Source organism: Bradyrhizobium retamae (assembly GCF_001440415.1).
Taxonomy (GTDB): domain Bacteria; phylum Pseudomonadota; class Alphaproteobacteria; order Rhizobiales; family Xanthobacteraceae; genus Bradyrhizobium; species Bradyrhizobium retamae.
In genome coordinates, this window is sequence record NZ_LLYA01000160.1 from 51,036 (window position 1) to 64,177 (window position 13,142).

The 13,142-nt window shown below is 63.1% G+C and carries 17 protein-coding genes; 12 read left to right on the forward strand and 5 right to left on the reverse strand.

Annotated features, from left to right (window positions below):
* The first annotated feature begins 25 nt into the window (after positions 1–25).
* Entirely contained in the window at positions 26–625 is a 600-nt protein-coding gene (gene coaE / locus CQ13_RS21960; RefSeq protein WP_057844926.1) for a dephospho-CoA kinase, read from the forward strand.
* A complete protein-coding gene (gene dnaQ / locus CQ13_RS21965; RefSeq protein WP_283807515.1) occupies positions 549–1,355 on the forward strand; it encodes a DNA polymerase III subunit epsilon in 807 nt (268 codons plus the stop codon). The genes coaE and dnaQ overlap by 77 nt, the downstream gene beginning before the upstream one ends.
* Before the next feature lie 24 nt (positions 1,356–1,379).
* Here dnaQ and secB read toward each other — a convergent pair whose 3' ends face one another.
* Entirely contained in the window at positions 1,380–1,868 is a 489-nt protein-coding gene (gene secB / locus CQ13_RS21970; protein ID WP_057844928.1) for a protein-export chaperone SecB, read from the reverse strand.
* Between the two features lie 425 nt (positions 1,869–2,293).
* On the opposite strand from secB, the gene CQ13_RS21975 reads away from it, so the two are divergent.
* From CQ13_RS21975 to CQ13_RS21985, 3 genes are read left to right on the forward strand one after another with little or no spacing between them, the layout of a single operon-like run.
* Positions 2,294–2,995 (forward strand): Tim44/TimA family putative adaptor protein, encoded by a 702-nt coding sequence (locus CQ13_RS21975; RefSeq protein WP_057844964.1) that lies wholly within the window; start codon positions 2,294–2,296, stop codon positions 2,993–2,995.
* Positions 2,973–4,571, forward strand: coding sequence for a murein transglycosylase A (gene mltA, locus CQ13_RS21980; RefSeq protein ID WP_082637572.1), 1,599 nt, complete (start codon positions 2,973–2,975; stop codon positions 4,569–4,571). Before CQ13_RS21975 ends, mltA begins: the two co-directional genes overlap by 23 nt.
* A complete protein-coding gene (locus CQ13_RS21985; protein WP_057844929.1) occupies positions 4,568–5,164 on the forward strand; it encodes a Smr/MutS family protein in 597 nt (198 codons plus the stop codon). Before mltA ends, CQ13_RS21985 begins: the two co-directional genes overlap by 4 nt.
* A 58-nt stretch (positions 5,165–5,222) precedes the next feature.
* Here the strand turns inward: CQ13_RS21985 and hslU are convergent, their stop codons facing one another.
* From hslU to hslV, 4 genes are read right to left on the reverse strand one after another with little or no spacing between them, the layout of a single operon-like run.
* The gene (gene hslU, locus CQ13_RS21990) at positions 5,223–6,524 is read right to left on the reverse strand and encodes an ATP-dependent protease ATPase subunit HslU (RefSeq protein WP_057844930.1); all 1,302 of its coding nucleotides are present in this window, start codon (positions 6,522–6,524) and stop codon (positions 5,223–5,225) included.
* Between the two features lie 51 nt (positions 6,525–6,575).
* Positions 6,576–7,181, reverse strand: coding sequence for a DUF2585 domain-containing protein (locus CQ13_RS21995; protein ID WP_057844931.1), 606 nt, complete (start codon positions 7,179–7,181; stop codon positions 6,576–6,578).
* On the reverse strand, positions 7,178–7,663 hold the full coding sequence (locus CQ13_RS22000; RefSeq protein WP_057844932.1) for a GNAT family N-acetyltransferase: 486 nt from the start codon (positions 7,661–7,663) through the stop codon (positions 7,178–7,180). Before CQ13_RS22000 ends, CQ13_RS21995 begins: the two co-directional genes overlap by 4 nt.
* A 13-nt stretch (positions 7,664–7,676) precedes the next feature.
* Positions 7,677–8,228, reverse strand: a complete 552-nt coding sequence (gene hslV, locus CQ13_RS22005) for an ATP-dependent protease subunit HslV (protein WP_057844933.1) — start codon at positions 8,226–8,228, stop codon at positions 7,677–7,679.
* Positions 8,229–8,418: 190 nt separating this feature from the next.
* Here hslV and hisB point away from each other — a divergent pair, with 190 nt between their 5' ends.
* The 7 genes from hisB (at position 8,419) to coaA (ending at position 13,134) form a co-directional block, all read left to right on the forward strand.
* Complete coding sequence (hisB, locus tag CQ13_RS22010; protein WP_028348312.1) at positions 8,419–9,012, forward strand: imidazoleglycerol-phosphate dehydratase HisB; 594 nt, start codon at positions 8,419–8,421, stop codon at positions 9,010–9,012.
* Positions 9,013–9,050: 38 nt separating this feature from the next.
* On the forward strand, positions 9,051–9,584 hold the full coding sequence (locus CQ13_RS22015; protein WP_057844934.1) for a DUF2628 domain-containing protein: 534 nt from the start codon (positions 9,051–9,053) through the stop codon (positions 9,582–9,584).
* Entirely contained in the window at positions 9,581–10,231 is a 651-nt protein-coding gene (gene hisH / locus CQ13_RS22020) for an imidazole glycerol phosphate synthase subunit HisH (RefSeq protein ID WP_057844935.1), read from the forward strand. The genes CQ13_RS22015 and hisH overlap by 4 nt, the downstream gene beginning before the upstream one ends.
* Positions 10,219–10,968 (forward strand): 1-(5-phosphoribosyl)-5-[(5-phosphoribosylamino)methylideneamino]imidazole-4-carboxamide isomerase, encoded by a 750-nt coding sequence (gene hisA, locus CQ13_RS22025; RefSeq protein WP_197427390.1) that lies wholly within the window; start codon positions 10,219–10,221, stop codon positions 10,966–10,968. Before hisH ends, hisA begins: the two co-directional genes overlap by 13 nt.
* Before the next feature lie 11 nt (positions 10,969–10,979).
* Positions 10,980–11,756, forward strand: a complete 777-nt coding sequence (gene hisF, locus CQ13_RS22030; RefSeq protein ID WP_057844936.1) for an imidazole glycerol phosphate synthase subunit HisF — start codon at positions 10,980–10,982, stop codon at positions 11,754–11,756.
* Positions 11,757–11,838: 82 nt separating this feature from the next.
* Complete coding sequence (locus CQ13_RS22035) at positions 11,839–12,162, forward strand: phosphoribosyl-ATP diphosphatase (protein WP_057844937.1); 324 nt, start codon at positions 11,839–11,841, stop codon at positions 12,160–12,162.
* 15 nt (positions 12,163–12,177) lie between these two features.
* The gene (coaA, locus tag CQ13_RS22040) at positions 12,178–13,134 is read left to right on the forward strand and encodes a type I pantothenate kinase (protein WP_057844938.1); all 957 of its coding nucleotides are present in this window, start codon (positions 12,178–12,180) and stop codon (positions 13,132–13,134) included.
* The last annotated feature ends 8 nt before the right edge of the window (positions 13,135–13,142 follow it).

The window sequence follows — 13,142 nt, forward strand, 5'->3', positions numbered from 1 at the left end:
TCATTACTTTGGCAACGGCGATCTGATGCGGATCCTGGGACTCACCGGCTCGATCGGGATGGGGAAATCCACCACCGCAAAACTATTCACCGAGGCGGGCGTGCCGGTGTACGACGCCGACGCGGCCGTTCACGAAATCTATGAAGGTGAGGCGGCACCCGCGATCGAAGCCGCATTTCCCGGCACGACGGTGGACGGCAAGGTCGATCGCGCCAAATTGTCCGCCAAGGTGGTTCATGACCCTGCTGCCATCAAGCAGCTCGAGCAGATCGTTCACCCAATGCTCGGCGCGTCCCGCCAGAAATTTCTCGATGAGGCCGAGTGGTCCGGCGCACCGGTTGTCGTGATGGACATTCCGCTATTGTTCGAAACCGGCGGCGAGAAGCGCGTCGATGCGGTGGTCGTGGTCACGACCGATCCGAAAACCCAACGCGAGCGAATTTTGGCACGCGGCACCATGACATCAGAGGCCCTCGACGCCATTCTGGCGCGGCAATTGCCCGATGCCGAAAAGCGCAAGCGCGCGGATTTCGTGGTGGATACCTCGCATGGGCTGGACCCGGTGCGCGCGCGGATCCGCGACATTCTGGCCGAGGTTGTTAAGATGCCGCAGCGGCGGACCTGATTCGTCGAAACTTCGGTCTCTCACATCCATGCGCGAAATCGTTCTCGATACCGAAACCACGGGCCTCGATCCGCTGCGCGGCGATCGGCTGGTCGAAATCGGCTGCATCGAGATCTTCAACCGCATGCCAACGGGGCAGACGTTTCACCGCTACATCAATCCCGAGCGCGACATGCCGGCGGAAGCCTTTGCCGTGCACGGCCTGTCGACCGAGTTCCTTGCCAGCAAGCCGCTGTTTACCGAAGTGGTCGAGGAGTTCCTGGAATTCATCGGCGACGCACCGCTCGTCATCCACAACGCCTCGTTCGACATCAGCTTCATCAATGCAGAGCTCGACCGCATCAAGCGGCAGCCGATTCTGCGCGACCGGCTGGTCGATACGCTGCTACTGGCGCGCCGCAAGCATCCCGGCGTGTCTAACCGGCTGGACGATCTCTGCTCGCGCTATGCAATCGACAATTCCCGCCGCACCAAGCACGGCGCGCTGCTCGACGCCGAGCTCTTGGCCGAGGTCTATATCGACCTGATCGGCGCGCGGCAGTCGCAACTGATCCTGGCGTCGGAAACCCGCATCACGGTTACCAGCGGGATTGGTGATACGCCACGCCGGCAGCGCGAAATACCGGTGGCGCCGCGAATCACCGAGGCCGATCGCGAGGCCCATCGCGCCTTCATCGCCACCTTGGGCGACAAGCCGATCTGGAACGATTTTCTTCCGGCAACGGCCTAGCGGCAACCAAGCCGCCGCTCGCCTTTAGCTCGGCTTGGCGCCCGAAGCCGCCTGTGCCGCGGCCTGCCGTTCCATGTTCTGGCGGTACAGGCCAACAAAATCGACGGGATCGAGCATCAAGGGCGGGAAGCCGCCGTCGCGCACCGCGGTCGCGATGATCTCGCGCGCGAACGGGAACAACAGCCGCGGGCATTCGATCATGACCAGTGGATGAAGCTGTTCCTGCGGCACGTTGACGATGCGGAACACGCCCGCATAGGCGAGTTCGAAGCTGAACATCACTTTGCCGGCATTTTCCGCCTTGCCCTCGATCGAGAGCGTCACTTCAAACTCGTTTTGCGCGAGGTTATTCGCCGAAACGTTGATCTGGATGTTGATCGCCGGCTGCTGCTGTTGCGGCGCCAGCGAGGAGGGCGCGTTCGGATTCTCGAACGACAGGTCCTTGATGTATTGGGCCAGCACGTTGAGCTGGGGAGGGGCCTGTTCGGGAGGCGCGCCGTTGCCGTTGGTCATGAAATCTCTCCTGAAGCGCTCGCGAGCGCGGCCCGGGTTCGTCTGAGAATGCGTTTTCCGGGCGAGTGGCTATCATAGCCCCTGCTCATTCCACAAGGACGACGGCTCGGCCACAGACCAGCCCGGCCGCCAATTGTGGCGGATATGCCTAATACCGCCCCGCCAGCCGCGCAGAATAGACCTTAAATAATTGAATGTGCGTGATTTCCGGCCATGATCGGGTTTCCCCTCGTCGCCAAAACGCGCTACAATTACCCCGCGCCAAAACGCGCCATTGGCCGGGCGCAGTTTCATGCCTACATGCTGCAGTCTCGATCGATGTAATCTCTGCCGTTCTCAGGGAAATCTCGTAAGAGAGCTTATCATCAGGGAACGCTCGACCGCCGGGCCCGTTGCCGGCGCTGGAACCAGAAAGCGAATACGACGTGGATATTTATACCATCATCTTCCTGGCGTTGGCGGTCTTTATCTTCCTGCGCCTGCGCAGCGTCCTCGGACAGCGCACCGGGAGCGAACGTCCGCCCTATGATCGCGCCGCTCCCAACGTCGTGCAGCGTACGCAGGACAACAACGTCGTTCCCATGCCGGGTACCGTCATCGATCAGACGCCGCTGGCGCCCAATGCCGATATTGCGCCGGCCGATCGCTGGAAAGGCATTGCCGAGCCGGGCACGCCGCTCGCCGCAGGCCTCGACGCCATCACCGCCCAGGATTCCTCATTCGATCCGCGGCACTTTCTCTCCGGCGCCCGCAGCGCCTACGAGATGATCGTGCTGGCGTTCGCCAATGGCGACCGCCGGGCGCTGAAGGATCTCCTGTCGAGCGAAGTCTATGAGAGCTTCGAGGCCGTGATCAAGGATCGCGAGAAGCACGAGCAGAAAACCGAAACGCGGTTTGTTTCGATCGACAAGGCCGAGCTGGTGAATGCGGAAGCCCGCGACCGCGCGGCGCAACTGACGGTTCGCTTCGTGTCGCAGATGATTTCGGTCACACGCGACAAAACCGGCACCATTGTCGATGGCAACCCCGATAAGGTCGCCGATATCACCGATGTCTGGACTTTCGCGCGCGACACGAGCTCTCGCGATCCGAACTGGAAGCTGGTTGGCACCGGAAGCGCGGGCTAAGACGCAAAGCCTTGCGGGGCTTGCGCTGGGCGCGCTCGCTTTGGCGTGCTCGATCGCACCATCGGATGCCGCAGCAGTGCGCCATTCACGTGCGCAAAAGCCTTCGCATCCGCAGCCCGTCCGCCACCTGCCATACCCACCGCTCGAATTCCCGTTTCAGATTAGCGGCGGCCAGTACGCGCCGGTCGCCTGGTCCGAGATCGCGGGCTGGAGCGAGGACGATCATCTCGCCGCCTACAAGGCATTTCGCACGAGCTGCAGGCCGATAGCGGCACAGCAAAAGCCGCCGGCCGATCCAAAAGCACTCGGCACATCGCTCCGCGATCCCTGCCGTATCGCCGGGAGCCTCGAACTATCAGATGGCGTGAAGGCGAGGGCCTTCTTCGAGGAGCACTTTCTTCCCTTGCGCATTTCGCGGCTTGGTGAAGGCGAGGGTTTTGTTACCGGCTATTACGAACCCATTGTCGACGGCTCACGGACGGAGAACGAGGTCTACAAAGTGCCGGTCTATCGCCGGCCCTCGAACCTGTTCGTCCGTGGCACCACGCAGAGCTCGGCCGGCTTGCCCAACAAGGGCCAGGTGTTCCGCAAGATCGGCCGCCGCAAGCTGGTGCCCTATTACGATCGCGCCGAGATCGAGGATGGCGCAATCGCCGACCGCGGCCTCGAAATCTGTTGGCTGAAGGACCAGACTGACCTGCTATTCTCGCAGATCCAGGGCTCGGCGCGGGTCAGCCTCGACGACGGCTCGACCGTTCGCATCAATTACGATGCGCATAATGGTTTTCCGTATACGCCGGTCGGCCGCATCCTCATCGAACGCAACATCATCCCCAAGGATCAGATGTCGATGCAGAAGATCCGGGAATGGATGGAACAGAATCCTAACGAGGCCGACGAGCTGCGGCGGCAGAACAAGTCCTACGTCTTCTTCCGCGAGGTGCAGCTTTCCGACAAGGACGAGGCGGTCGGCGCCCAGGGCGTGCCGTTGACGCCGGGCCGGTCGATCGCCGTCGACAAATCACTGCATGTCTATGGCACGCCGTTCTTCATCGAAGGCGAACTGCCGATCGAATCGGAGCGATCGAAGACACCGTTTCGCCGCCTGATGATTGCGCAGGACACCGGCTCCGCCATCGTCGGCCCCGCGCGCGCCGATCTCTACTTCGGCGCCGGTCTCGATGCCGGCAAGGTGTCCGGCCGCCTCCGCCACAATGCCCGCTTCGTGATCCTGGTGCCGAAGAGCCTTGATCCGATGGCGCGTGGCCGCAAGATGCCGGTGCCCGACGAGCGGCCGTCGGAGACGATCGCAAAACTGTTCCCGCAAACCGATCCATCGAAGGATCCGTCCAAGGATCCGAAGAATGCCGGAAAGCCGTCCGATGTTACGGCGGCGACCAACGCCAAGTCCACGATGCAGGCGACGACATCGTCTGCATCTGGGCCCCCGCTGGCCCCGGCCGTCCAGGCTGCCGTAGCAAAACCAGTACCGCTTCCAGAACCGCGGCCGAAGGTTGAAGCGGTTTCGACAAAGCCGCAGCCGCGTCACATGCGCCGATATCGCTATCGTCAATGAAACGCCGGTCGTCGAGTTTGATTCCCGAATTGCCGGAGCCGCCGCGCCGCAAGCGCGGCCTAAGCGAAGAGGAGCGCGCGCTGTGGGAGAGCGTCGCCAAGCAGGTCAAGCCGCTGCGCAAGCGGCACCGCGCCTCGAAGCCGTCGGCTGCTCCGGCGGAAGCCGAGCACAAGATGGCTCCGAAAGCCGCCGCTTCACCGAGGCACGTCGCGCCGGCGCGAATAGTTGCGCCTTCAAGGCCGGAACCGCCGCCGCTGGCGCCGATCGGCCGTCGCGAGCGATCGCATCTGTCGCGTGGTCGCAAGGAGATCGATGCAAGGCTCGACCTGCATGGCATGACGCAGACGCGTGCGCATCGCGCGCTGTTCGGTTTCCTGCGGCGCGCCCATCATGACGGGCTGAGCTTCGTGCTCGTCATCACCGGCAAAGGCAAGGTGGGTTCTGAGTCCGAGCGCGGCGTGCTGCGCCGTCAGGTGCCGCAATGGCTCGGACTACCGGAATTCCGCGCGCTGGTGGTCGGCTTCGAGGAAGCCCATGTCGCCCATGGCGGCGAGGGTGCCCTGTACGTGCGGGTGCGGCGGGCGCGTATCTAATCTCGCTTGGAGCGGCGGCATGTCTTTGTCGCGGGGACGACGGCGGTGGACGTGACGGCTACAAAATAAACCGGCTCAGATCCGAGTTCTTGGCGAGATCGCCGATGTGGTTCTGCACGTATTCGGCATCGACCTTGATGGTCTCGCCATGACGATCCGGCGCGGCGAATGAAATCTCGTCGAGCACGCGCTCCATCACCGTCTGCAGCCGCCGCGCGCCGATGTTCTCGACCGTCGAGTTGACGGCGACCGCGATATCAGCCAGCGCGTCGATGGCGTCGTCGGTGATATCGAGCGTCACGCCCTCTGTCTGCATCAGCGCGACATACTGCTTGATGAGCGACGCTTCCGGTTCGGTCAGGATGCGACGCATGTCGTCGCGGGTCAACGCCTCCAGCTCGACGCGGATCGGCAGGCGGCCCTGCAATTCCGGCAACAGATCCGAGGGCTTGGCAATATGAAACGCGCCGGAGGCGATGAACAGGACGTGGTCGGTCTTGACCGCGCCGTGCTTGGTCGTGACGGTGGTGCCTTCGATCAGCGGCAGCAGGTCGCGCTGCACGCCCTCCCGCGAGACGTCGCCGCCGAGGCGGTTTTCGCGCACGCAGATCTTGTCGATCTCGTCGAGAAACACGATGCCGTTGTTCTCGACTGCCGCGATCGCTTCCAGCACGACCTGGTCATTGTCGAGCAGCTTGTCGGACTCTTCGTTGACGAGAATCTCGTGCGAGCCTTCAACCGTGAGCCGGCGGGTCTTGGTTCGCCCTCCAAGTTTGCCAAAAATGTCGCCGATCGAGATCGCGCCCATCTGAGCGCCCGGCATCCCCGGAATCTCGAACATCGGCATGCCGCCGGAGGATTGCGTCTCGATCTCGATTTCCTTGTCGTTGAGCTCGCCGGCGCGCAGCTTCTTGCGGAAGGAATCGCGGGTCGCCGGGCTGGAGGCCGGTCCGACCAGCGCGTCCAGCACGCGCTCCTCGGCGGCAAGTTGCGCGCGGGCCTGCACATCCTTGCGCTTGCGCTCGCGCACCTGCACGATCGCGACCTCGACGAGATCGCGGATAATTTGCTCGACGTCGCGCCCGACATAGCCGACCTCGGTGAATTTCGTGGCCTCGACCTTGATGAAGGGTGCGCCGGCGAGCTTTGCCAGCCGCCGCGCGATCTCGGTCTTGCCGACGCCGGTCGGCCCGATCATCAGGATGTTTTTCGGCAGCACCTCTTCGCGAAGCGAGCCGGTGAGCTTCAGCCGCCGCCAGCGATTGCGCAGCGCGATCGATACCGCGCGCTTGGCGTCGGCCTGGCCGACGATGAAGCGGTCAAGTTCGGAGACGATTTCACGGGGAGAAAAGTCGGTCATGGGTCCTAGGTAGGTGTCCAATGTTGCGAGAGCAAGCGGTGCACGAGGCCGCTAAATGATCGGCGGGCCACCTTGCCACAGCTTGATCGCTTCGAAGGGGTGAATCAGCATGATAATGTTGAGCGTCAGATTGTCGCGAATGTGGAGCGTCATCACCAGCTCGAACAACATTGCAAGAGCGACGGTGACTGCCACGGGAAGTTTCCTCGCCAGCAGGAAGCCACCGATCATGAAGAGCATATCGGAAATCGAATTGACGATGGTATCGCCGAAATAATCCAGCGAGATCGTGCCGGCGCGGTAGCGATTGATGATCCAGTCGGAATTCTCGACCAGTTCCCAGCCGCCTTCGATCAGGATGGCGAGTATCAGGCGGCCCTGCCAGGCCAGGCGCGGGAACGCGAGGAAGGCGGCGCCGTAGAACAGGAAGCCGTGCAGGATATGCGATAGCGAATACCAATCGGCGATGTGCTGGGAGTTTTCCGAACTCTGCACGACGCCATGCCAGAGTTTGACATAGCCGCAGGCGCAGATCGGCAGGCGTCCCATCCCGTACAGGATCGCAGCTTGCGCCGCGAGGATGCCAGCTGCGATTAATATCCAGTGTCGGCCCGAAAGCGTGACTGGAGCTTTCTCGATACTGTTGGTGGAGGTCATGCGTTGCGGACCATCAATAGAGCGGGGCCATCAGGTGTATCGACCATACCGACTTTTTCAAAACCCGCCTTCTCGTAGGCACGCACGGCTCGGGTATTGGCCGGATCGGGATCGGTCACAATGCGCGGCGCGCCGCGCCTCAACCGGTCCTCGACGAAGGCCCTGATGAGAGCCGAACCATGGCCGCGCCCGATCATGTCCGGCTCGCCGACGAAGAGGTCGATGCCACGGGTGCCGCGCGGATGTTCGCCAAAGCCTGAATTCCACGCCGTCAGGTCGTAGCACTGCAGGTAGCCGAAATCGTTACTTCCCGCCGAGACGATGAACTGATCCATCGCCGGTTCATCGAGATCGCCGCTGACCAGTTCATATTGTTCGGAGGGTTCGCCCCACCACTCGCGCACATGCAGCCGCGCGAGCCACTGCCGTATCAAGGGCAGGTCGGCCACAGCCATCGGGCGGAAGACATATTCCGGCGCCATGACCGGCGGCTCCTCAGAGCGTTTCGATCGTGACGTTCCGGTTGGTGTAGACGCAGATGTCGGCAGCGATATCGAGCGCGCGGCGCACGATGGTCTCGGCATCCTTGTCGGTATCGACAAGCGCGCGGGCGGCCGCCAGGGCATAATTGCCGCCGGAGCCGATCGCCATTACGCCGGCTTCCGGTTCCAGCACGTCGCCGGTGCCGGTCAGGACCAGCGAGACGTCCTTGTCGGCGACGATCATCATCGCCTCCAGCCGGCGCAGATAGCGGTCGGTTCGCCAGTCCTTGGCCAGTTCGACCGCCGCGCGGGTCAATTGCCCCGGATATTGCTCAAGTTTGCTCTCCAGCCGCTCGAACAGGGTGAAGGCATCGGCGGTCGCCCCGGCAAAACCGCCGATCACGTCGCCCTTGCCGAGTTTCCGGACCTTTTTGGCGTTGGCCTTGATGACGGTCTGGCCGATCGAGACCTGGCCGTCGCCGCCGATTACCACCTTGCCGCCCTTGCGGACCGTCAAAATCGTGGTGCCGTGCCAGATCGGCAGGTTGTTTTCAGATGCTTGCATGGATCGCCCTCTCTCGAGTCAGATTTAGGAGTTGAGGGGAGGGGTTACAATCGCGCCGTTTCACCCCCGAATCCGGTCACCATAGGGCGAAGTTCAGCCCTTCAAACGTCATCCCGCAGTAGCGAAGGTGATATCCGCCTGTTAAAAGGGCCGCGTTTTCGGCCCCAAGCGGCCCAAGGGAAGCAGTTTCATGCGCACAGCGTCCATCAAGCGCAAGACCAAGGAAACCGACATCGAGGTCGCGGTGAACCTCGATGGCACGGGCGTGTCCAAGGTTTCGACCGGCATCGGCTTTTTCGACCATATGCTCGATCTCTTGGCCCGGCATTCCCGCATCGACATCACGGTCAAGGCGGATGGCGATCTGCATGTCGACCACCACCATACCACCGAGGACGTCGGCATCGCGCTGGGCCAGGCCGTCAAGCAGGCGCTCGGCACCATGGCCGGCATCACCCGTTATGCTTCGATCCACATGCCGATGGACGAAACGCTGTCGCGCGTCGTTATCGACATTTCGGGCCGGCCGGTGCTGGTGTTCAAGGTCGACTTTCCGCGCGACAAGGTCGGTCAGTTCGACACCGAGTTGGTGCGCGAATGGTTCAACGCCTTCACCATCAACGCCGGCGTGACTTTGCACGTCGAGACCTTATATGGCGAGAACAGCCATCATATCGCCGAATCCTGTTTCAAGGGTCTGGCGAGGGCGCTTCGTGCGGCGGTTGCGATCGATCCGCGCGCGGCGGGCGAGGTGCCTTCCACCAAGGGTCAGCTCGGCGGCTGATTGCTTATTCTCATCTTCGTTCGCGGCGGAGAGATTCGATGCCGGTCTACACAGTGCATGCTCCCGTAGCCAATGGCGCCGATCTTCCGGCGACCGACAAGTTCGTGTTTGTCCGTGACGGCTTCCATTTCTGGGCTGCGGTCGCGAGCGTGATCTGGCTATTGTGGCATCGGCTGTGGCTGGCGCTGATCGGCTGGATTGTTCTGATGACAGCCGTGCAGTTCGGGATGTCGGCGCTGGGCGCCAGCCGCGGCACGATCTTCGCTGTTGATGTCCTGCTCGCCATCCTGATGGGCCTCGAAGCGGCCAGTCTGCGGCGCTGGACGCTGTCGCGGCGCAAATGGCGCCAGCTCGATATCGTCGTTGCCGACGACGAGGAAGCTGCCGAACACCGGTTCTTCGAACGCTGGACCGGCCGGCAGCGCGGGCTGATCAACGACCAACGGTCGGTCGATCGCGGCGCACCGCCGCCGACCCGCAACATTCCGGGCCAGTCGTTCTCCAAACCGCCGCCGCCCTTGCCGCAAGGCGGAATCATCGGCTTGTTTCCGGAGCCGGGAGGGCCACGATGACCGTTGCGATCGTCGATTACGGCTCGGGCAATCTTCACTCGGCGGCAAAGGCCTTTGAGCGCGCCTCGCGGAGCATGGAAGATCCGCAGAAGGTCATAGTGACGCGCGATCCGGACGCCGTATACCGCGCCGATCGCATCGTACTGCCGGGCGTCGGTGCCTTCGCCGATTGCCGCCGTGGTCTCGACGCCGTGGACGGCATGCTGGAAGCGATGACCGAAGCGGTTCGCGCCAAGGCGCGGCCGTTCTTCGGCATTTGCGTCGGCATGCAGTTGATGGCGACGCGCGGCAAGGAACACGTCACGACCGACGGCTTCAACTGGATCGAGGGCGACGTCGAGAAGATTTCCCCGCGCGAGGAAAATTTGAAAATTCCGCACATGGGCTGGAACACGCTCGACCTGGTCCGCGAGCATCCGGTGCTGGAGCGGTTGCCGCTCGGGCCGAAAGGCCGCCATGCCTATTTCGTGCACTCCTATCACCTCAATGCCTCCAATGAAGCCGATGTGCTGGCGCGTGCCGAATACGGCGGGCCGGTGACCGCGATCGTCGGTAAGGACACCGCCATCGGCACGCAGTTTCACCCCGAGAAGAGTCAGCGTTTCGGTCTGGCCCTGATCTCGAACTTTTTGAAGTGGAAGCCGTGATCCTCTTTCCTGCCGTCGATCTGAAAAACGGCCAATGCGTGCGCCTCGAGCAGGGCGACATGGCGCGTGCGACCGTGTTCAACCTCGATCCCGCGGCGCAGGCTCGCGCCTTTGCCGAGCAAGGGTTTGAATATCTCCACGTCGTCGATCTCGACGGTGCCTTTGCCGGCAGGCCGATGAACGCGCTGGCAGTCGAGGCGATGCTCAAAGCGGTCACCATGCCGGTGCAGCTTGGCGGCGGCATCCGCGATCTCAAGACCGTGGAAGCCTGGCTCGACAAGGGCATCGCGCGGGTCATCATCGGCACGGCGGCGGTGCGCGATCCGGAGCTGGTGAGGGGCGCGGCGAGAAAATTCCCCGGCCGCGTTGCGGTCGGACTCGACGCGCGCGACGGCAGGGTTGCGGTGGAAGGCTGGGCCGAGACCTCGCAGGTGACCGCGCTCGAAATCGCGCAACGCTTCGAGGATGCCGGTGTCGCCGCCATCATTTTCACCGATATCGCGCGCGACGGCCTGTTGAAGGGCCTAAACCTCGATGCCACGATTGCGCTCGCAGAACGCATTTCCATTCCCGTGATCGCATCCGGCGGGTTTGCCTCCATCGAGGACGTCAAGGCGCTGCTCGAGCCGGGCGCCAAAAAGCTTGCCGGCGCCATTGCCGGCCGCGCGCTCTATGATGGGCGGCTGGATCCCGCCGCCGCTTTGACGCTGATCCGCAACGCGCGCGCGGCGGCCTAGGAGTTTTTGCGATGTTCAAGGTCCGCGTCATTCCCTGTCTCGACGTCAAGGACGGCCGCGTGGTCAAGGGCGTCAATTTCGTCGACCTGCGCGACGCGGGCGATCCTGTCGAGGCGGCGGTTGCATATGACGCGGCCGGTGCCGACGAATTGTGCTTCCTCGACATCACCGCCACCCACGAAAACCGCGGCACCATGCTGGATGTTGTCCGGCGCACGGCGGAAGCCTGTTTCATGCCGCTGACGGTCGGCGGCGGGGTGCGCACCATCGAGGATATCAAGACGCTGCTGCGCTTCGGCGCCGACAAGGTCTCGATCAATTCGGCCGCCGTCTCCAAGCGTGAATTCGTCAAGCAGGCGGCGGAAAAATTCGGCGAGCAGTGCATCGTGGTCGCGATCGACGCCAAGCGGGTCAAGCGCGGCGGCGGCTCGGACCGCTGGGAGATTTTTACCCATGGCGGGCGCAACTCCACCGGGATCGACGCCATCGAATACGCGCAGGAAGTTGTCTCGCTCGGCGCCGGCGAGATCCTGTTGACCTCGATGGATCGCGACGGCACCCGCCAAGGCTTCGACCTGCCGCTGACGCAGGCCATCGCCGACAGTGTTCCCGTACCGGTCATCGCCTCCGGCGGCGTCGGCAATCTCGACCACCTCGTCGACGGCATCCGCCAGGGCCACGCCACCGCGGTGCTGGCGGCCTCGATATTCCACTTCGGCGAATTTACCATACGCCAAGCCAAGGAGCATATGGTGCGCGCCGGGCTGCCGATGCGGCTCGATCCCTGACGACTCCCTGTCACAAAAGTGCTAAGTCCATCCCGGGACGGCGACCCGGCCTTTGGTCGGGCGCGAGCGTTGAGTTCGGTTGATGTCGCGTTTCACGATCCATGATCTGGCCGCCACCATCGATGCACGGGCCGCATCGGGAGGAGAGGCGTCCTACACCCGCAAATTGCTCGACAGGGGGGCGGAGCACTGCGCCAAGAAGCTGGGCGAGGAAGCGGTCGAGACCGTGATCGCGGCGGTCGAGAACGACCGCAGCCACCTGATTGCCGAAAGCGCTGACCTGCTGTTTCATCTGCTGGTGTTGTTGAAGTCGCGGGGCGTGAAGCTGGAGGAGGTCGAAGCCGCGCTGGCGCAGCGGACATCGATGTCCGGGCTTGAGGAGAAGGCGTCGCGCAAGCGCGACTAGCCGAGAGGGCAGCTCATGGATATCCGCACCCCGGAACAGCAATACAATCCCTACCGTATCTTCACGCGCGAACAGTGGGCACGGTTGCGCGACGACACGCCGATGACGCTGGAGCCGGGCGAATTCGAGCGGCTGCGCTCGATGCATGACCGCCTTGACCTGCAGGAGGTCGAGGACATCTACCTGCCGCTATCGCGACTGTTGTCGATCTATGTCGATGCGACCGATCGGCTCTATCGGGCGCAGCGCCAGTTCCTCGGTATCCGCGATCGCAAGGTGCCCTACATCATCGGAGTCGCCGGGTCGGTCGCGGTCGGCAAATCGACCACTGCGCGTGTGCTGCAGGCGCTGCTGGCGCGCTGGTCGCCCCGTCCAAAGGTCGACCTGGTGACGACCGACGGCTTCCTGTATCCCAATGCCGTGCTCGAGCGGCAGGGGCTGATGCAGAAGAAGGGCTTTCCCGAGAGCTACGATCTGCCGATGCTGCTGGCGTTTCTTTCCGACATCAAAGCCGGCCGCCGGCCGGTGCGCGCGCCGGTCTACTCGCATCTGGTCTACGACATCGTGCCGAACGAGTGGATCGAGGTCGACCTTCCCGACATCCTGATCGTCGAGGGCGTCAACGTGCTGCAGACCGGCCGACTGCCGCGCGACGGCAAGGCGGTGCCCGTGGTGTCCGACTTCTTCGATTTCTCCGTGTATATCGACGCCGAGGAGCCGGTGCTGCGCGAATGGTATGTGCGGCGCTTCCTCGCGCTCAGGGACACCGCGTTCCACGATCCCAAATCGTACTTCCATCGATACGCGGTGCTCTCCGACGAGGAGGCGACCGCGACCGCGATCGCGATCTGGGAGCGCACCAACCTCGCCAATCTCGAGGACAATATTTTGCCGACCCGTCCGCGCGCGACGCTGATCCTGAAAAAACGCGCCGATCATCTCGTGGAGACGGTGGCGCTGCGGCGGCTGTAGTGTCGTAG

Excerpts from the sequence above, each read along its gene's own strand:
- coaE (WP_057844926.1), top strand. The coding sequence starts at position 26 with ATGCGGATCCTGGGACTCACCGGCTCGATCGGGATGGGGAAATCCACC.
- dnaQ (WP_283807515.1), top strand. The coding sequence starts at position 549 with ATGGGCTGGACCCGGTGCGCGCGCGGATCCGCGACATTCTGGCCGAGG.
- secB (WP_057844928.1), bottom strand. The coding sequence starts at position 1,868 with ATGACCAACGGCAACGGCGCGCCTCCCGAACAGGCCCCTCCCCAGCTC.
- CQ13_RS21985 (WP_057844929.1), top strand. The coding sequence starts at position 4,568 with ATGAAACGCCGGTCGTCGAGTTTGATTCCCGAATTGCCGGAGCCGCCG.
- hslU (WP_057844930.1), bottom strand. The coding sequence starts at position 6,524 with ATGACCGACTTTTCTCCCCGTGAAATCGTCTCCGAACTTGACCGCTTC.
- CQ13_RS21995 (WP_057844931.1), bottom strand. The coding sequence starts at position 7,181 with ATGACCTCCACCAACAGTATCGAGAAAGCTCCAGTCACGCTTTCGGGC.
- CQ13_RS22000 (WP_057844932.1), bottom strand. The coding sequence starts at position 7,663 with ATGGCGCCGGAATATGTCTTCCGCCCGATGGCTGTGGCCGACCTGCCC.
- hslV (WP_057844933.1), bottom strand. The coding sequence starts at position 8,228 with ATGCAAGCATCTGAAAACAACCTGCCGATCTGGCACGGCACCACGATT.
- hisB (WP_028348312.1), top strand. The coding sequence starts at position 8,419 with ATGCGCACAGCGTCCATCAAGCGCAAGACCAAGGAAACCGACATCGAG.
- CQ13_RS22015 (WP_057844934.1), top strand. The coding sequence starts at position 9,051 with ATGCCGGTCTACACAGTGCATGCTCCCGTAGCCAATGGCGCCGATCTT.
- hisH (WP_057844935.1), top strand. The coding sequence starts at position 9,581 with ATGACCGTTGCGATCGTCGATTACGGCTCGGGCAATCTTCACTCGGCG.
- hisF (WP_057844936.1), top strand. The coding sequence starts at position 10,980 with ATGTTCAAGGTCCGCGTCATTCCCTGTCTCGACGTCAAGGACGGCCGC.
- CQ13_RS22035 (WP_057844937.1), top strand. The coding sequence starts at position 11,839 with ATGTCGCGTTTCACGATCCATGATCTGGCCGCCACCATCGATGCACGG.
- coaA (WP_057844938.1), top strand. The coding sequence starts at position 12,178 with ATGGATATCCGCACCCCGGAACAGCAATACAATCCCTACCGTATCTTC.